Genomic DNA, 17053 nt, shown 5'->3' on the forward strand with positions numbered 1-17053 from the left:
AGTCTTCGCATCCATAGGGAGAGGTGCTCATGTCGGTCCCGCTGTACCAGGCGAAGGCGGAACTTTTCCGCACCCTCGGGCACCCGGTGCGCATCCGGGTCCTCGAACTGCTCCAGGACGGCCCGAAGCCGGTCCGCGACCTGCTCGCCGTCATCGAGGTCGAGGCATCCAACCTCTCCCAGCAACTCGCCGTGCTGCGCCGCGCCGGGATGGTCACCTCACATCGCGACGGACCCCTCGTCATGTACGCGCTGAGCACCCCGGACGTGGCCGACCTGCTGGCCGCCGGGCGGCGGATCCTCGGCGCGGTCCTCACCGACCGGGACGGCCTCCTCGGGGAGCTACGCGCCACCGGCGCGGACAGGTGAGCCGCGCCATCCCGGTGGCCCGAGAGCGGATCCTCGGGCTGCTGCCCGGTCGGGCCGACTGGGCGGCCGTCCACCGCTCACCGCGCCGGGACCTGCTGGCCGGGCTCACCGTGGCGGTGGTGGCGCTGCCGTTGGCCTTGGCGTTCGGCGTCACCTCCGGGCTGGGCGCCGAGGCCGGATTGATCACCGCCGTGATCGCCGGCGCGGTGGCCGCTGTCTTCGGTGGCTCCAACCTCCAGGTTTCCGGGCCGACCGGGGCGATGACAGTGGTGCTGGTCCCGGTGGTGCAGCAGTTCGGAGCCACCGGCGTGCTCATGGTCGGGGCGATGGCCGGCCTGGTGCTCATCGCGCTCGCCCTGGCCCGCCTGGGCCGGTACGTCCGCTACCTGCCCACCCCGGTGCTGGAGGGTTTCACCGCCGGCATCGCCGTGGTCATCGCGCTGCAACAGGTACCCGCCGCACTCGGCATCAGCGACGCGCACGGAGAGAAGGTCTGGGCCGTCGCCTTCGACGCGGTCGCCCGTTTCGTCGTACACCCGCAGCCGGCCGCACTGGCGGTGGCCCTCGCCGTCGCGGCGCTGATGCTGCTGGGTGCCCGGTGGCGACCCGGCCTGCCGTTCTCCCTGCTCGGCGTGGGAGCCGCCACCGTCCTCGCCGAGTTCATCCCGGTCGATCTGGCCCGGATCGGCGCGCTGCCGCAGGGCCTGCCGGCGCCCTCCCTCGGCTTCCTCGACCTCGACGCGCTGGGCGTGCTGCTGCCCAGTGCGCTCGCCGTCGCCGCGCTCGCCGCCCTGGAGAGCCTGCTCTCCGCCACCGTCGCCGATGGCATGACCGTCGGCCAGCGGCATGACCCGGACCGGGAGTTGTTCGGTCAAGGGCTGGCCAACCTCGCCGCCCCACTCTTCGGCGGCATCCCGGCGACCGCCGCCATCGCCCGGACGGCGGTCAATGTCCGCGCCGGGGCGGCATCGAAGTTGGCGGCCCTCACCCACGCCGTCGCCCTCGCGGCGATCGTGCTCGCCGCCGCGCCGTTGGTCGGCCGGATCCCGCTCGCCGCCCTGGCCGGGGTGCTGCTGGCCACCACCGTCCGCATGGTGGAGGCCGGCTCGCTGTGGGCGCTGGCCCGGGCCACCCGAGGTGATGCGGTAGTGCTGGTACTCACCTTCGCCGTCACCGTGATCTGGGACCTCGTCACCGCCGTCGCGGTCGGCGTCGGCGTTGCAGTGGTGCTCGCCCTGCGCGCGGTGGCCCGCAGCGCCCGGTTGGAACAGGTGCCCCTCGACCCCGGGGAACACAACGCCGAGGAGTACGCGCTGCTCACCGAACACATCGTCGCGTACCGGCTGGACGGGCCACTCTTCTTCGCTGCCGCCCACACCTTCCTCCTCGAACTCTCCGAGGTCAGCGACGTCCGTGTCGTCATCCTGCGGATGTCCCGGGTGACCACGATGGACGCCACCGGTGCACACGTCCTCGGCGATGCGATCCGGCGGCTACGCGGACGCGGGATCACCGTCCTGCTCTCCGGCATCACCCCCGCCCACGACCAGGTCCTCGCCACCCTCGGAGTCGCTGACGACCTGCGCCGCGAAGGGCTGGTCTTCCCGGACACCCCCGCCGCCATCCGGTACGCCCGCGCGGTAGCGCTTCCTGCGATGGGCCAGCCGACGGTCGTACCCGCCGACTGAGCGGTACGGCCTGCTGTCGCCTTCCGGATAGCGGGGGACGTGCGGTGGCGCGGTGACCGTTCAATGACAGACATGCGGGAATTCAGCGCCACAGTCGTGGCGAAGGCACTTGTCGTGGCCGCCATTCCTGTCGGTGCCGTGGGGTTCGTCGTCCCCGATCCGTGGGCCGTCGCCTCGATCGTGGCCAGCCTCGTCCTCGTGGTCGCCGCCGGCGCGGTGTGGTGGTTGATCGTCCGCACCCTGGGGCGGTGGCACCGTCGACACGGCACCGGTGAAGCTGGCGGCCCGGCTGCGACAGGCGGCGGCAGCGACTACTACTACGACCCCGAGCTTGTGGTGTATGCCTCCCGGTCTGTCCGCAGGCACCAGCTGATGGTGTCGAGCACCAGCCGTGTCCGCCGGGCCGGCATGAGGCGCAACGTGGCGCGCATCGCGACACTGGCCGCTTCCGCGCAGCGGAGCGCCCGGCGCGAGCAACTGTGGTGGCTGGTCGTGGGCCTGGCGGCGTCCATCCCGATCGGCGTCGCCATCAACCTCGCCACCGGGTGACTATGCGCTGACGCGGTCGGCTGCCTCGCTGATCAGGTGGGCGAGTTTGCTGGCCTTCTCGGCAGCCGTTCTATTCTCTGTCACTACGCCGTTGCGGGTGGGTGTCCGGGCGACTCCCGAGACACCCACCGAAGCCTCAGCGGATGGTGGCGGTCGCTTGGACGAACGTGGCCCAGGCGACGGGAGCAAAGGTGAGGGCCGGACCGTGCGGATCTTTGCTGTCGCGTACGGCGACAACGTCGGGCAGGTTGTCGGCGACTTCGACGCACTCGCCGCCGTTGCCCGCGCTGCGGGTGCTCTTGCGCCACCGGGCGGCGGTCAGGTCAACCATTGTGAACCTCTCCGATGATCTTATTGATCAGTTGGAACGATTGTCCCTCATCGAGGGCGAGTGACAGCAAGCTCGACCAGACCTTCTCGTAGGTCGCAAACTCGTGGGGACGGTCGAGGTAGAGGGCGCCGGTGATCGCCTCGCTGTAAACCAACGGAGGCTCAGGGGTGGTGCGGTTCCCGAGCGGAAAGTCAAGAAGCACGAACTCGCCCCCAACGGTGCCGTGATGCGGTCCGGCGGCCAAGGGCAACACGCGAATCGAGATGTTCGGCAGGCGAGTCAGTCGTAGCAAGTTGTGGAGTTGGTCCGCCATAATCTCGGGGCTGCTGACCGGCCGTAGGAGCACCGATTCGCAGAGCATCACCTGCACCTGCGGAGCCTGGGGTAGGCGACGGGTCAGCAGGGACTGCCGTTGCAGTCGAAGTTCGACCGCGCGCTCTCGGTCGTCGTCGCTCATGTCGGGCTGGTCGATGCGGTAGATGCCCCTGGCGTAGTCCCGGCTCTGAAGGATGCCGGGCACGAGGCTGTTTTTGTAGAAGCGGAGCTTCGACGCGGCGGATTCCAGGCCCACGTACAGCTCGAACCACTCCGGGACGGCGTCGCCGTACGCGTGCCACCAGCCCTTCGCCTTTGTCTCGCTGGCCAGTGAGGTCAGCGCCCGGGTCAGCTCGCCCGTTGCCCCGTACAGCTCGCACATCGCCCGGACGTCGACGCCGCGCACCGAACCGAGCCCACTTTCGATCCGCCACACCTTCTGACGGCTGCACTCCAGCGCTTCGGCGACCGCGTCGAGGGTCGCGCCCGCCTCGGTGCGCAAGTCACGTAACGCCCTGCCGAGCTGGCGTCGGGGCACCGTCGAGCCCATGTCATCGGCCACCCGGCTCTCCTTCCTGTTGAGTTTTGCAACATCCCGACAGCCGTTCTGCAACAGGTAAATGTTGCGCACGAATACTGGAACAATGTGATCGGATATCCATTGTGATAGCGCCCTGACCTTACAAGACGGTTCCGAAAACGGCGGTGGACGCGCAATTACCGCGCCGATGAGTGTCGGTCGGAATTTCAGGAAGGGTGGTGCTGCTTCGTGCGCGCCCTTCCGGCGCGACGACGACGGGGTACGCCTTCTCGCTCGGACCCGTGACCCGCGCCGCCAGCGGTAGGAGTTGGAAGCTGGACGGGCGGTGGAGCGTCCTGCAATGACCGCACCCGTGGCTACGGAGCGTGAGATGACGTGTCCGCTCTGCCAAGCTCTGGCACGGTATCGATACCGATCATCCTGACATCTTCCTTACCTGCCGCCACATAGCCTTCCGGTGTTCCTGACCGTGATCGATCCTGGAGGCTGCAACGTGTGGATCAACGGACGGCTGCTCGTGCCGATCTCGTTGGTGTTGGTGATGGCGACCGCCGCCTGTGACACGGCGATGGCGCCGGCTTCCGGGCGGGGCGATGTTCCGCGCTCAGGTCCGAGTGCTGCGCGTCCCGGTGATACACCGACCTCCAGCCCGACTCCGGATATTCCGACCGACGAGCAGATCCCCACCCGGGCTGCTGGCACCTTCACCACCGCCACCGGCAACGGTCGCGTGATCGGTACGGGCCGGAAGCGGGTGCGCTACAGCGTCTCGGTGGAGAAGGGCATCGCCTGGGGTGACATCCCGGCCTGGAAGCCGGACCGGTTCGCCGAGAGCATCGAGCAGGTGTTGGCGGCACCGAACGGGTGGGCCGATTCCGCAGAACACCCGGTCACCAACTCCGCGGTGAACCTGAACCGGGCGTCGTGGTCCTTCCAGCGGGTCGGCAGCTCGAAGGTCGACGTCGACGTGAGGCTCGCGACACCGAGGACAGTGGACCGACTCTGCGGCGCGAGCGGCGTCGACACCGAGGGCGTCTACTCGTGCAAGTACGGCAAGACGATCATGATCAATTTGCGGCGGTGGCTCCAGGGCTCACCGGGATATCCGGTCAGCATCGACGAGTACCACGCGGGCGTCATCAACCACGAGTTCGGCCACTTCCTCGGATTCGCGCACATGAAGTGCGGCGGTCGCGGCAAGCCGGCCCCGGTCATGATGACGCAGACGATAGATCTGGGCGGGTGCGTGCCCAACGTCAGCCCGTTCGTCGGCAACGGGCAGTTCGTCAGCGGACCGTGGGCACCATCCTGACCCGGTGATCCCCGCCCCGCCGCAACGTTGATCAACGAAGCGCAGCGATCATGTGCCCAACGGAGGTCGACGGATTGCCGTCCGGGGGCGGGTCGAGTTGACCAGCCCGCCGACAGGCGTCCTCAATCCGGTCGCGGAAGTTGCCGAAGTTGAGTCTGGTCTTGTCCCAGGAGGGGTCATGCTCCCGCAGCAGGTCGCGGGCTCTTTTGGCGTTCTCCACGAACCGGGTGCAGTTGCCATAGTGGAGCAGTAGCCACACCTCGAAGCAGGGATTGGACCAGGCTAGATTGACGTCGTTAGCGGCAGATTCGCGGTTTGCCGGCTCAGTGGCGAAGTCGTCGACGTAGCAGACGGCCCATGCTTCGTCGAAGTCGTCGCGCTGCCGCCGCCGCGCCGCACCTCGTACCACGTTGACCGGGGACCCGCGCTCTGCCACGACGACCACCCGAGGGCGCACCCACGCCTCCTGCTTGAGACCGTTGAAGTAGTCCCGTTCGGTGGATTCACCATTGGTGGCGATCAGTATGGTCTTCCGCTGCTCTCGGGTCGATGCGCGTCGGCGGAGATCGGTCTCGTGGCCACGGCCGGACCGTATCGAGCCCGAGGCACGCCGATCACCCTGCCGGGGCGTCATCCGAGCCTCCACGGGTGGCAAGGGCCTGCTCAAACAGGTCGGTGGACAGGTTGGGAACTGCGCCGTAGTTGCCGTTCAAGTAACGGCGCTGACGGTTCTCACCTTCTTTCCGAGGCTTGAAGTCGGTCAACGGATACAGCGAGGAGGCGCCCTCGTTATCCTTCTCCACGAACCAGATTTCGTCGCGGCGCAGGATCTCCTCAGCGTCGAGGGTGCCGAGCAGGGCGGCGTCGTGGCTGGTGAAGATGAGTTGGCCACCGAGCGGGTTCGCGGCCGGGCTACGGAACAGGCTGATGAGCTTGGCGGTCAGGATCGGGTGCAAGCTCGCATCGATCTCGTCGATCAGCATTGTGGTGCCGGTACGTAGCATCGCTGCGGCATGCAGACCCAGGGTCAGCAGTTGCCGGGTGCCGGTCGACTGGTCCTGCAGGTCAAGCAGTGCTGTGCCGTGCGGGCCCTGATGAGCGAACTGAACGCGGGGCGAGGGCCGGATAGCCGCGACGGCTTTCTTTAGTCGGTCGCTTAATCTTCTGGCTGGCAGGTCGGACCAGACGGCCTGATCATCACCCGAATCAGAGGCGATCACGACGTCAACGATCCCCACGTCGGCGGCCTGCAACAGGTCAACGACCAGGCGGCGTACCTCATCGGCATCCGACTGGCCGATACGGACGAGGGCGGACAGCCCGGAGTTGGGGTCAGTCCGTTGGCCTGTCAGGTAGAACCACCGGTAGGTGTCATGCAACGGCTGTGGGTTTGTCGGATCCGGTTGGGGTCGGCTGTGGCCAAAGCGCGCGACCGTGCTGAGAAATAGAGCTGTTGGCGCGGTGATACCAGCGATCTGCTCCAGGTCGCTGCGCCGGCCCGACTCCTCACCCCAGTTGAAGACGTCACCGTCGCGCTCGAAGACGCGCCGGCGTGTCCCAGTGGATAGTGGTAGAGCCACTCCTCCAGCACCCGGTCGTCGTCGATCGTGAAGCCATAGGTGTGTCTGATCCCGCCGAGCCGAAGGTCGACGACGTAGCGCGATGGTTGGGTGCCGGCTAGCGGATCCAACCGGAACGGCTCCCGGGACAGCCCCACCCCGGGCTCGACCGCCCGGTCAGACTCCACGACCATCTGTCGCATGAACGCCAGCGCGCCCAGACAGTTCGACTTGCCCGACGCGTTGGCTCCGAAGATGCCGACGACCTGGACCGCCTTGCGGAGCCGGCTCGTCGGCCTCGGCCCCGTCGCCGTAGACGGGCGTCAGGTTCAGCTGATGCTCGTCGTGAAAAGAACGATGGTTGGCGAAGCGGAAACTCAGCAGCATTGGCCGCATGCCCCTAGCTCGTGGGCGGTTACAAGTACATCTCTGCGAGTAAACCACGAGAAGGCGGCGCAACGGGCCGATGCAGGCCAGCCTTGCCGCTGGCGGCGTTTTAATCGCGGCGTATGCAGTCGCTGCCGAAGCTGCGCGCCTCAGGCCCGTGAGGCGATCCTGACCGCCTCGGCGAGCATGGCATCCAGCTCGTTGTCGGTCAGGTTTTCCTCCGTAAGGATTTTCTGCACCGTGGCCGCCTGGATGCGACCGATCATCTCCTGACTGATCGAGTAGTCGATTGACGGATCGATGATCGACATGATCAGTGTCTCGGCGGCCTCAGCATCGATCTCGGGTCCACCGTCAGCGAGCCCTGCTCGGAGGCCACCGACGAACGTGATGACCTCAGCACGCCCGGTGGTTTCGCCGAAGCGACGATCGACGGCGAGGAAGAAGACCGCCGCGAGGAAGCGAGGAAGCCCGTCCCACCCTTCGACGTCAAGCCTTGCCTCAACCGCATCGTTGGCGGCGTGATCGCCGCGCACCATCGTCCGGATGTACTCCGGCAGCTCAGGCCTGATCATCTTCGTCTCGCTCCCTCGCTCGTCGAGCTTTGCCATGGTTCCATATGGCCTTCGCGGTCACCGCCAACGCGCCAGCTGCCATCACTACGGCGGTCACCGGGTTGTCTACCTGCGGGCGTTCGTGAGCCGGCGTGGGTTGAGGGCTCGTCGTGCCGCTTGTGGGGCGTTCCTGCTGTTGCTTGAAAAACTTGAATACTGCTTTGGCGTTGGTCTCGGCATTCTTCAGGCTGTCCTCGGTGTTGTCGGCCTTCTGGACCTGTTTGCGCCAGGCGATGTCGGCCCGGCGCCCACGCCTTTCGGCTTCGGTCAGTAGACGTTCCCCCGTCGGGGAGGCGTCGCCCCCTGCCGGTTCGGTAGGGGCGGCACCGGGGGCGATGGTGTTGACATACCCGGTGATGTGCCGGGCAGCCTCGGCCAGGAGGCGGGCGTAGCGGCCGGCTTTGTCGCGGGCCACCTCGGCGTCCGCGACTGCCGCGCTCAACCCTCGGTCAGCGCTGCCCCGCTGCACCCCGGCCAGGTGCGCCAGGGCCTGCTCCGCGTCCGTCCGGGCGCGCAGCGCCGTAACGGCTGCGGTGTCGAGCTTTCCGCGTACGGCGAGAAGCTGCGCGACGACCTCGGCGATGCTGCCACTCATCCGAGGCGGGTGAGGTAGGTGTTTGCGTGTTTGGCGGCGTTGTCGAAGCGGCGGCGGGTCGGTTCGACCTCTGCGCTTGCTGCGACAAGCGCCTGATGTACCGCTTCCACGTCGTCGTCGCGGCTGCCCCGCAGCACGGCGTCCGCCATTCGGGTGGCTGCCTCCGTGTCAGAGGCTGCCTGGTCGAAAACCCGCCGTCCCTGGCGGGCGGCTTCGATGGCGGCGCGGAGAGACGCCTTGACCTCGCCAACGCTCATCGCTGCGGCCGATACTCAGCCGAGGACGCTGATGTAGCGGCGTGCCGCCTCTGAGCTGCCCTGCACCAGGGTCATGGCTTCGGCCAGGCGCTGCTTGCTCTGCTCACCTCGGGCGATGGCCTCGGCGATCGTCGGATGCCCGGTGCCGGCGGAGATTGCGCGTAGCCGGGCCAGCATCTGTTCGGTGTTGTCGGCGGCGGCCCGGATCTGGTTGATGGTGGCGTTGCCCTGCTCGGCGGCCTGCATCAGCGCTGCCTTGACTTCCTCGATGCTCGCCATGCCGCCCTCCGTCTGACGATCCCGCAACGAGTTCACGTTTGCGTGGTCGGACGGACACTATCGGAGATGAAGGTGGCACGCAGCCCCGCCGCTTACAGGTATTCCGCCGCCATCCGTTCCACGTCGGCGATGAACTCTTCAAGCTGTGTCTCGGTGGGACCGCGGTCCTGAAGCGGTCTTTGCTGCCGCGGACCGCGACGATGCCGGGCAGGTTACGGCGCTGCCCGGCCGGTGCGTCTCTTCGCCGGCCGGGCAGCGGGGCGGTGCTTGTCAGGTGGTGGTGGTGAGGCGGCTCTTCAGCATCTCGGCCAGGTCAGCGGTCTCCGCCGCCGGCGGCGCCTCGATGGTCACCGTCTTGCCGTAGTCGGTGTAGTCGATGACCATGTCGCTGACCTTGCCCATGACCAGGCTCACCCGGCGCGGCCGGTACTGCTCGTCGACCCACAGGTCGAGCTTGATCTCCTTGACGCCCTGCGCGGTGAACGCCTGCTCGCTGGCGGCCCGCATCTTGGCGTCGATCTGCTTGAGGTAGGTCGCCACCGGCGTGGTGACGGTGTAGTGGACGGTCGTCGCCCCGTTCACCGTCTCCTGCCCGACCACGGTCGTGCCCTCGATGCCCAGCAACGTCCTGACCTGCTTGATCGGGTCCATGTCATCGAACTGCTTGGCGAAGTCGGTGCCCGTCTTGCCGCCGTTCATCGCGGTCATGTCCATCTTCATCCAGCGCTTCCCGCCGGTGGTCGCGCGTTGCGCCGCCGGAACCTCGACGAAGACCACCGGGCCGATCATCCGAGCGGTGACCTCGGGGCCGTCCGGGACTGTCATCCTCAACTCGGCCTGGGCCGGGTCACCCAGGTTCAGGTGACCCTGCATCGAGATGCTCTGACCGTTGACGTTGCCCTTCATCGTCAGGGCCACCGAGTCGGTCTTGGCGGTGCTGTCGACCGTCTTCTGCAGCGACCCCTTGAGGTCGCTGGCAAGCAACTCCAGGACGCTTGGCTGCTTGTCTGACGCCTCGGTCGAATCGGTCTGCGGGCTGCAGGCAGCCCCGGCGAACGCGGTGAGCGCCGCGATCGTCAACCCGGCGGTCTTCTTCCACAGTGCCACGTTCATGCCTCTTCCCCCGTAGGAACCTGGCTTTCCAGATAGACCGACGCCACGCTAGTCCATGGAGTCCACCCAAGGGCACTCGGTTTACCTGCCCACCAGGGTGTGCATGTGGCGATCAGGCGAGCGTGACGGTGGTCCCGGCTGGGGTCGACGCCCCTACTCCGGGACGCGGCGGTAGGCCCCGTCGCTGGCCGAGGTGGCCATCGACGCGTACGCGCGCAGCGCCGCCGACACGGGCCGCTGCCGATCAACCGGCGTGTACGGCTTGTCGCGCTTCTCCTCCGCCACCCGTCGCGCCTCCAACTCGTCCTGCGGCACGTTCAGCTCGATGGACCGGCCCGGGATGTCGATGACGATCTCGTCGCCCTCGCGGACCAGGGCGATCAGCCCGCCGGAGGCCGCCTCGGGGGAGGCGTGACCGATGGAGAGCCCCGAGGTGCCGCCGGAGAAGCGGCCGTCGGTGAGCAGCGCGCAGGACCTACCCAGCCCGCGGCCCTTCAGGAACGAGGTGGGGTAGAGCATCTCCTGCATGCCCGGCCCGCCCCGGGGGCCCTCGTACCGGATCACCACGACGTCGCCCGCGACTACTTCCTTGGCGAGGATCGCGGTCACCGCGTCGTCCTGCGACTCGTAGACCTTCGCCGGGCCGCGGAAGGTCAGGCAGTCGTCCGGCACCCCGGCGGTCTTCACCACGCAGCCGTCCGGAGCCAGGTTGCCGTGCAGGATGGCCAGGCCGCCGTCGGCCGAGTAGGCGTGCTCGCGGTCCCGGATGCAGCCACCGACCGCGTCGGTGTCCAGCGACGACCACCGGTTGGTGGTGGAGAACGGCACGACGGTACGCACGCCACCGGGCGCGGCGTGGAACAGCTCGACCGCCTTCGGGGTCGGGGAGCCGCCGCGCACGTCCCAGTCGGTGAGCCACTGGGCCAGCGAGGGGGAGTGCACGGCGTGCACGTCCCGGTTGAGCTGCCCGGCCCGGTCCAACTCGCCGAGGATCGCGGGGATGCCGCCGGCCCGGTGCACGTCCTCCATGTGGTAGTTCGGCGAGTTCGGTGCGACCTTCGCCAGGCAGGGCACCCGCCGGGAGATGGCGTCGATGTCGGTGACGCCGAAGTCCAACTCGGCCTCGCGGGCCGCGGCGAGCAGGTGCAGCACCGTGTTCGTGGAGCCGCCCATCGCCACGTCCAGGGCGACCGCGTTCTCGAAGGCGGCCTTGGAGGCGACGGTGCGGGGCAGCACCGAGTCGTCGTCACCGTCGTACCACCGCTTGGAGATCTCCACGACGGTGCGGCCGGCCTCGACGAAGAGGGACCGGCGCGCGGCGTGGGTGGCGAGCGTCGAGCCGTTGCCGGGCAGCGCCAGCCCGATCGCCTCGGTGAGGCAGTTCATCGAGTTGGCGGTGAACATGCCGGAGCACGAGCCGCAGGTCGGGCAGGCGGAGCGTTCGATCTCACCGAGCTGCTCGTCGGTGACCGACTCGTTCGAGGAGGCGATCATCGCGTCGATCAGGTCGATCTTGCTGTGCACGACGCCCTCGATCGCCATCGTCTTGCCGGCCTCCATCGGGCCACCGGAGACGAAGACTGTCGGGATATTGAGCCGCAGGGCGGCCAGCAGCATGCCGGGCGTGATCTTGTCGCAGTTGGAGATGCAGACCAGGGCGTCCGCGCAGTGCGCGTTGACCATGTACTCCACCGCGTCGGCGATCAACTCCCGGCTGGGCAGCGAGTAGAGCATGCCGCCGTGGCCCATCGCGATGCCGTCGTCGACAGCGATGGTGTTGAACTCCCGGCCCACTCCGCCGGCCTCGGCGACCGCGTCGGCGACCAGGCCGCCCATGTCCTTGAGGTGTACGTGACCAGGCACGAACTGGGTGAAACTGTTGGCGATGGCGACGATCGGCTTACCGAAATCGTCGTCGGTCATCCCGGTGGCCCGCCAGAGGGCCCGGGCGCCGGCCATCGTCCGACCGTGTGTGGAAGTCCTCGACCGCAGCTCAGGCATACGTACCAGCATGACACCGTCGCCGCGCCGAGCCACCCGCGTATGCGCCGTGTCCCAACAGTTGCACACCCAGCCCCCCATGGCGTGCGTCGATCCGGCACTCTTGAAAGGTGCAACTCCCCCCGGGCCTGGTCGCTGTCGCGGGGCTCAGTGGGCTCGTCGCCGCTGTGGCCACCGTGCTGCTGACCCTGGTCGCCCGGCGGCGCAGCGGGCCTCGTCGACCGGCGCACGTGCTGCTCGCGGCGGCCGCCGGCGTCGCCCTTCTCAGCCTGCTGACCGGGGTGGTCGCCGCGCTCAACGCGCACCCCCACTGGGCTCACGAGCAGGGGCAGCGCACCGGCTGGGCGATCGCTGTGGCGATCGGCACGGCGGTGAGTGGGCTGGCCTTCGCCGCCGGGCTGCTCCGGCTGCCGGGGGTGGCCGCCACCGCGGCGGGCACGGCCCGGCTCGCCCTGGACGGGCTGGTGATGGCGGCGGCGCTGTGGTTCGTCGGCTGGGTGCTGTTCTCCGAGCCCACCCGGTTGCTCGGCGCCGCCACCCCGACGGCCTGCCCGGCGATCCTGGTGGTCACGGTGAGTGCCGCGCTCGGGGCCGGGCTCGCCGTGATCGTCATCTTCCGGGCGGCCGCCCCACGTCGGCGCCTCGCCGCCCTGGGCGTCGGCATCACCGCGGTCAGCTGCGGCGGGATGGGGCTCAGCGCCGGGCTCTGCCAGACCGGGCCGACCATGGCGTTGGCCGGCGCGGCGATGCTCGCCGCCGGGCTGCTGACCGTCGCGCTCGCCGTGCACCGGGCGGGCCGGCCGGGGCAGGTCGAGGTCGATCTGATCGGCCGCGACGGCGAGTACGCGATCGCCCCGATGGTCGCGATGGCCGGCTCGGCGATGTACCACCTCGCCCAGAACGGCCGCTTCACCGCGGCGGGCATCGTGGCCGGCAGTGTGGAGGGCTTCGCCCTGGTGGCGCGGCAATACCTCACCCTGCGCGACGTCCGGGGGTACGCGGGCCGCCTGGCCGAGCGGGAGGCGCACTTCCGCGAGCTGGCGCACACCGACCCGCTGACGTCCCTGGCCAACCGGCGCGGGCTGCTGCGCGCACTGCACGACAGCGCCGCGGCGCGCATTCCGTGTGTGCTGCTCGGTCTCGACCTGGACGGCTTCAAGAACGTCAACGACATACGGGGTCACGACGTGGGTGACGCCGTGCTGGCCGAGGTCGGCCGGCGGCTGCGGAGCAACCTGCGCCCCGGCGACGTGGCCGCCCGGCTGGGCGGCGACGAGTTCGCCGTGCTGATGCAGGGCCGCCCGGCCGAGGCGGACCGCGTCGCCGAGCGGTTGCTCGGGGTGCTCAACCGGCCGTACGACGAGCCGGAGGGGCCGGTCTTCCTCTCGGTGAGCATCGGGGTGGCCGGCTGGGCCGGCGAACCGGACGTGGAGTTGCTCCTGCGCCACGCCGACCTGGCCCTGCGCTACGCGAAGCAGCGCGGCAAGAACCGGATCGAACGCTACGACGCCGCGTACGACCAACTGCTGCGCCGGCGGACGACTGTGGAGCACGAGCTGCGCGGTGCCATCGATCGCGACGAGCTGCGGTTGGCCTTCCAGCCGGTGGCGTCGCTGCCGTCGGTGCGTCCGGTCGGCGCCGAGGCGCTGTTGCGCTGGCACCACCCGGAGCTGGGCAACGTCGGTCCGGACGAGTTCATCCCGCTCGCCGAGGAGTGCGGCATGATCTCCCCGCTGGGCGCGTGGGTGCTGCACCAGGCCTGCTACCAGCTCTCCCGTTGGCTGGCGGACGGCCACGACGTCTGGGTGTCGGTGAACGTCTCCCCGCGCGAGTTGCACGCACCGGAGTACGTGGTCCAGGTCGCCGAGGCGCTGCGCGCCCACCATGTGCCGCCGCAGCGGCTGGTGCTGGAGGTCACCGAGCACGCGGTCGCCACCGACCTGGACGAGCTGATCCGGCGGCTGACCGCGCTGCGGTTGACAGGTGTCCGGATCGCGCTCGACGACTTCGGGGCCGGCTACTCGTCGTTGGGGCAGTTGCGCCGGCTGCCGATCGACATCCTGAAGATCGACCACAGCCTGGTGGCGGAGCACGAGCCGGTCCGGCCGGTCGGTCAGGACGGTCCGGCGTTCGCCCCGATGGTCGACATCGTCATGCGACTGGGCCACCAGCTGGGGCTGGAGGTGATCGCCGAGGGGGTGACCACGCCGACCGAGTTGGCCGCGGTGGTGGCCGCCGGTTGCCGCTTCGGTCAGGGCGCTCTCTTCGGCTGGGGGGTGCCGGCCGAGCACCTGGAGGCGATGCTGGAGGCGGCGACGTCACCGGGCGCACGGTCCACGCCGGTGCCCGCGCAGCGCCGGGTTCCGGGCGGGTACGCGCAGGTCACTTCGCCCTCCGATGGCGAGTCGCCGGGCGACGCGCCGACGTCCGTTGACCAACATGTGGGAGCAGTTGACTCATCGCGTGAGATGCGTCAGGCTTAGCCGCATGTCGTCGTACCGGTCGCTGCGAGTACTTACCTGAGCGCACTCTCCCCCGTCGAGAGTGCGCTGGCCCCGTGCATCTGCACGAGGGCCGTTTTTATTGCCATCGGAACCTGGCGAAGCGGGCCCCGCCCGTGTCGCATCGCTTGACTAGCCACCAGCCACTCCAGCCGAAGGCCAGAAACCGTCATGACGAGACCCACGCCCGAGACCCTCGCCCACTCCGCCCGGCGGGCCCGCGCGGCCACCGACCCGACCATCGACGTCGACCAGGCCGTCGCACGTCCCGCGGCCACCCCGGCCGCTCCGGCGGTACGGCCCTCCGCCCCGGCCCAGGTCTCCGGGGCCGGCTCCCTCGTGCGGTCCCTTGAGGCGCTCGACGTCGACGTCGTCTTCGGCATCCCGGGCGGCGCGATCCTGCCGGCGTACGACCCGCTCTACGACTCCACGGTCCGGCACATCCTGGTGCGCCACGAGCAGGGCGCGGGGCACGCCGCCACCGGGTACGCGCAGGCCACCGGCAAGGTCGGCGTGTGCATCGCCACCTCCGGCCCGGGTGCGACGAACCTGGTCACCCCGATCGCCGACGCGTACATGGATTCGGTGGCGATGGTGGCGATCACGGGGCAGGTGGCCCGCCCGTCGATCGGCACCGACGCCTTCCAGGAGGCCGACATCCAGGGCATCACCCTGCCGATCACCAAGCACAACTTCCTCGTGCAGAACGCCGAGGAGATCCCGCAGGTGCTGGCCGAGGCCTTCCACCTGGCCAGCAGTGGTCGGCCCGGCCCGGTGCTCGTCGACATCCCCAAGGACGTGCTCCAGGCGCAGACCACCTTCACCTGGCCGCCCACCCTGGACCTGCCCGGCTACCGGCCGACCCTGCACCCGCACGGCAAGCAGATCCGGGAGGCCTCGCGGTTGATGGCCGCCGCCCGCCGGCCGGTGCTCTACGTCGGCGGCGGTGTCCTGAAGGCCGGCGCCACCGACGGGCTGCGCCGGCTGGCCGAGCTGACCGGCATCCCGGTCGTCACCACGCTGATGGCGCTCGGCGCGTTCCCCGACTCGCACGAGCAGCACCTGGGCATGCCCGGCATGCACGGCACTGTCGCCGCGGTCTACGGCCTGCAGAAGGCGGATCTGATCGTCGCGCTCGGCGCGCGGTTCGACGACCGGGTCACCGGCAAGCTCGACTCGTTCGCCCCGGACGCGACTGTGGTGCACGCGGACATCGACCCCGCGGAGATCGGCAAGAACCGGCACGTGGACGTGCCGATCGTCGGGGACGCCAAGCACGTCATCGACGAGCTGATCACCGCGGTGACCGTCGAACGGTCAGCGGGGCGGAGCGCCGACCTGGGCGACTGGTGGACCCAGCTGAACGACCTGCGCGACCGCTACCCGCTGGGCTACGACGAGCCGGCGGACGGCACGCTCTCCCCGCAGTACGTGATCAAGCGCCTGGGCGAGATCGTCGGCCCGGACGCGATCTTCGTGGCCGGGGTGGGCCAGCACCAGATGTGGGCGTCGCAGTTCATCTCCTACGAGAAGCCGTACACCTGGTTGAATTCCGGCGGTCTCGGCACGATGGGTTACGCGGTGCCGGCCGCGATGGGCGCCAAGGTCGGCAAGCCGGACACGGTGGTCTGGGCGGTGGACGGTGACGGCTGCTTCCAGATGACCAACCAGGAGTTGGCCACCTGCGCGTTGGAGGGCATCCCGGTCAAGATCGCCGTGATCAACAACGGCAACCTCGGCATGGTCCGGCAGTGGCAGACCCTGTTCTACAACGAGCGCTACTCCAACACCGACCTCGGCACGCACAAGCACCGCATCCCGGATTTCGTCAAGCTCGCGGAGGCGCTTGGCTGCATCGGGTTGCGCTGCGAGAACGCCGACGACGTGGACAAGACCATCGCCGCCGCCATGGAGATCAACGATGCTCCGGTCGTGATCGACTTCGTGGTCGGCAAGGACGCGATGGTCTGGCCGATGGTCGCCGCAGGCACCAGCAATGACGAGATCATGTTCGCCCGTGGCGTCCGCCCGGTCTTCGACGAGGATGACATCTAGTCATGACCGAATGCACCGAGCGCAGCGAGGGCCATGAGGGCTTGACAAAGGAGACGCAGTGACCATGCACACCCTGTCCGTGCTTGTGGAGAACAAGCCCGGCGTGCTCGCCCGGGTCTCGGGCCTGTTCTCCCGGCGCGGGTTCAACATCGACAGTCTCGCCGTGGGTGAGACCGAGAACCCGGACGTCTCCCGGATCACCATCGTGGTCAACGCCGAGTCGTCGCCGTTGGAGCAGGTCACCAAGCAGCTCAACAAGCTCGTCAACGTACTCAAGATCGTTGAGCTGGATCCGCAGGTCTCGGTCGCCCGGGAGTTGCTGCTGGTGAAGGTCCGCGCGGACCGGGCCGCCCGCTCCCAGGTGCTGGAGACCGTCAACCTGTTCCGCGCCCGGGTGGTCGACGTCGCACCTGACACGCTGACCATCGAGGCCACCGGCACCCCGGACAAGCTGGACGCCCTGCTCCGCGACCTCGAAGCCTTCGGCATCAAGGAAATGGTCCAGTCCGGGCTGGTGGCGATCGGGCGTGGCTCGCGTTCGATCACCGCCGGGCCTGCGCTCCGGGCCGCCTGACCGCCACCGGTCGG

Annotated in this window: 17 protein-coding genes and 1 pseudogene; 7 read left to right on the forward strand and 11 right to left on the reverse strand. The window is 68.9% G+C overall.

All coding sequences use genetic code 11. The annotated features are described in order from the left end of the window. Window positions 1-29 precede the first annotated feature (29 nt). From AB0B86_RS15615 to AB0B86_RS15625, 3 genes are all read left to right on the forward strand, one after another. The gene (locus tag AB0B86_RS15615) at window positions 30-368 is read left to right on the forward strand and encodes a metalloregulator ArsR/SmtB family transcription factor (protein WP_112604395.1); all 339 of its coding nucleotides are present in this window, start codon (window positions 30-32) and stop codon (window positions 366-368) included. Beyond that, window positions 365-2056 (forward strand): SulP family inorganic anion transporter, encoded by a 1692-nt coding sequence (locus tag AB0B86_RS15620; protein WP_357407848.1) that lies wholly within the window; start codon window positions 365-367, stop codon window positions 2054-2056. The genes AB0B86_RS15615 and AB0B86_RS15620 overlap by 4 nt, the downstream gene beginning before the upstream one ends. Before the next feature lie 72 nt (window positions 2057-2128). Continuing rightward, window positions 2129-2605: a hypothetical protein gene (locus tag AB0B86_RS15625; protein ID WP_357418336.1), complete on the forward strand. Its 477-nt coding sequence runs from the start codon at window positions 2129-2131 to the stop codon at window positions 2603-2605. A gap of 136 nt (window positions 2606-2741) precedes the next feature. Here the strand turns inward: AB0B86_RS15625 and AB0B86_RS15630 are convergent, their stop codons facing one another. Both AB0B86_RS15630 and AB0B86_RS15635 read right to left on the reverse strand, forming a co-directional pair. Next, window positions 2742-2936, reverse strand: coding sequence for a DUF397 domain-containing protein (locus AB0B86_RS15630; RefSeq protein ID WP_357407852.1), 195 nt, complete (start codon window positions 2934-2936; stop codon window positions 2742-2744). Beyond that, window positions 2929-3813, reverse strand: a complete 885-nt coding sequence (locus AB0B86_RS15635; protein ID WP_357418338.1) for a helix-turn-helix transcriptional regulator — start codon at window positions 3811-3813, stop codon at window positions 2929-2931. Before AB0B86_RS15635 ends, AB0B86_RS15630 begins: the two co-directional genes overlap by 8 nt. Window positions 3814-4249: 436 nt before the next feature. Here AB0B86_RS15635 and AB0B86_RS15640 point away from each other — a divergent pair, with 436 nt between their 5' ends. Next, window positions 4250-5104, forward strand: coding sequence for a DUF3152 domain-containing protein (locus tag AB0B86_RS15640; RefSeq protein WP_357407856.1), 855 nt, complete (start codon window positions 4250-4252; stop codon window positions 5102-5104). 31 nt (window positions 5105-5135) lie between these two features. On the opposite strand, the gene AB0B86_RS15645 is transcribed toward AB0B86_RS15640, so the two are convergent. The 9 genes and pseudogenes from AB0B86_RS15645 to ilvD form a co-directional block, all read right to left on the reverse strand. Next, window positions 5136-5738 carry an RloB family protein gene (locus tag AB0B86_RS15645; RefSeq protein WP_357407858.1) on the reverse strand — a complete coding sequence of 201 codons (603 nt, stop codon included), beginning with the start codon at window positions 5736-5738 and terminating at the stop codon, window positions 5136-5138. After that, window positions 5719-6684: an AAA family ATPase gene (locus AB0B86_RS15650; RefSeq protein WP_357418341.1), complete on the reverse strand. Its 966-nt coding sequence runs from the start codon at window positions 6682-6684 to the stop codon at window positions 5719-5721. Before AB0B86_RS15650 ends, AB0B86_RS15645 begins: the two co-directional genes overlap by 20 nt. 35 nt (window positions 6685-6719) lie before the next feature. Next, window positions 6720-6920 (reverse strand): annotated as a pseudogene (locus tag AB0B86_RS15655) (AAA family ATPase); the annotation flags it as partial. Between the two features lie 279 nt (window positions 6921-7199). Then, window positions 7200-7625, reverse strand: coding sequence for a hypothetical protein (locus tag AB0B86_RS15660; RefSeq protein ID WP_357407862.1), 426 nt, complete (start codon window positions 7623-7625; stop codon window positions 7200-7202). Further along, window positions 7612-8259, reverse strand: a complete 648-nt coding sequence (locus AB0B86_RS15665; RefSeq protein WP_357418343.1) for a hypothetical protein — start codon at window positions 8257-8259, stop codon at window positions 7612-7614. The genes AB0B86_RS15660 and AB0B86_RS15665 overlap by 14 nt, the downstream gene beginning before the upstream one ends. Further along, window positions 8256-8516: a hypothetical protein gene (locus tag AB0B86_RS15670; RefSeq protein ID WP_357407866.1), complete on the reverse strand. Its 261-nt coding sequence runs from the start codon at window positions 8514-8516 to the stop codon at window positions 8256-8258. Before AB0B86_RS15670 ends, AB0B86_RS15665 begins: the two co-directional genes overlap by 4 nt. Before the next feature lie 15 nt (window positions 8517-8531). Beyond that, window positions 8532-8795 carry a hypothetical protein gene (locus AB0B86_RS15675; RefSeq protein WP_357407868.1) on the reverse strand — a complete coding sequence of 88 codons (264 nt, stop codon included), beginning with the start codon at window positions 8793-8795 and terminating at the stop codon, window positions 8532-8534. 270 nt (window positions 8796-9065) lie between these two features. Beyond that, window positions 9066-9908, reverse strand: coding sequence for a hypothetical protein (locus AB0B86_RS15680; protein WP_357418345.1), 843 nt, complete (start codon window positions 9906-9908; stop codon window positions 9066-9068). A 153-nt stretch (window positions 9909-10061) separates the two neighbouring features. Next, entirely contained in the window at window positions 10062-11909 is a 1848-nt protein-coding gene (ilvD, locus tag AB0B86_RS15685) for a dihydroxy-acid dehydratase (RefSeq protein ID WP_357418348.1), read from the reverse strand. A 110-nt stretch (window positions 11910-12019) separates the two neighbouring features. On the opposite strand from ilvD, the gene AB0B86_RS15690 reads away from it, so the two are divergent. From AB0B86_RS15690 to ilvN, 3 genes are all read left to right on the forward strand, one after another. Continuing rightward, on the forward strand, window positions 12020-14392 hold the full coding sequence (locus tag AB0B86_RS15690) for a bifunctional diguanylate cyclase/phosphodiesterase (protein WP_357407874.1): 2373 nt from the start codon (window positions 12020-12022) through the stop codon (window positions 14390-14392). 189 nt (window positions 14393-14581) lie between these two features. Beyond that, window positions 14582-16465: an acetolactate synthase large subunit gene (locus AB0B86_RS15695; protein ID WP_357407876.1), complete on the forward strand. Its 1884-nt coding sequence runs from the start codon at window positions 14582-14584 to the stop codon at window positions 16463-16465. A gap of 58 nt (window positions 16466-16523) precedes the next feature. After that, window positions 16524-17039: an acetolactate synthase small subunit gene (gene ilvN, locus AB0B86_RS15700; protein WP_088991111.1), complete on the forward strand. Its 516-nt coding sequence runs from the start codon at window positions 16524-16526 to the stop codon at window positions 17037-17039. Window positions 17040-17053: the final 14 nt, after the last annotated feature.

It is taken from the genome of Micromonospora sp. NPDC049047 (assembly GCF_040649135.1).
GTDB lineage: Bacteria > Actinomycetota > Actinomycetes > Mycobacteriales > Micromonosporaceae > Micromonospora.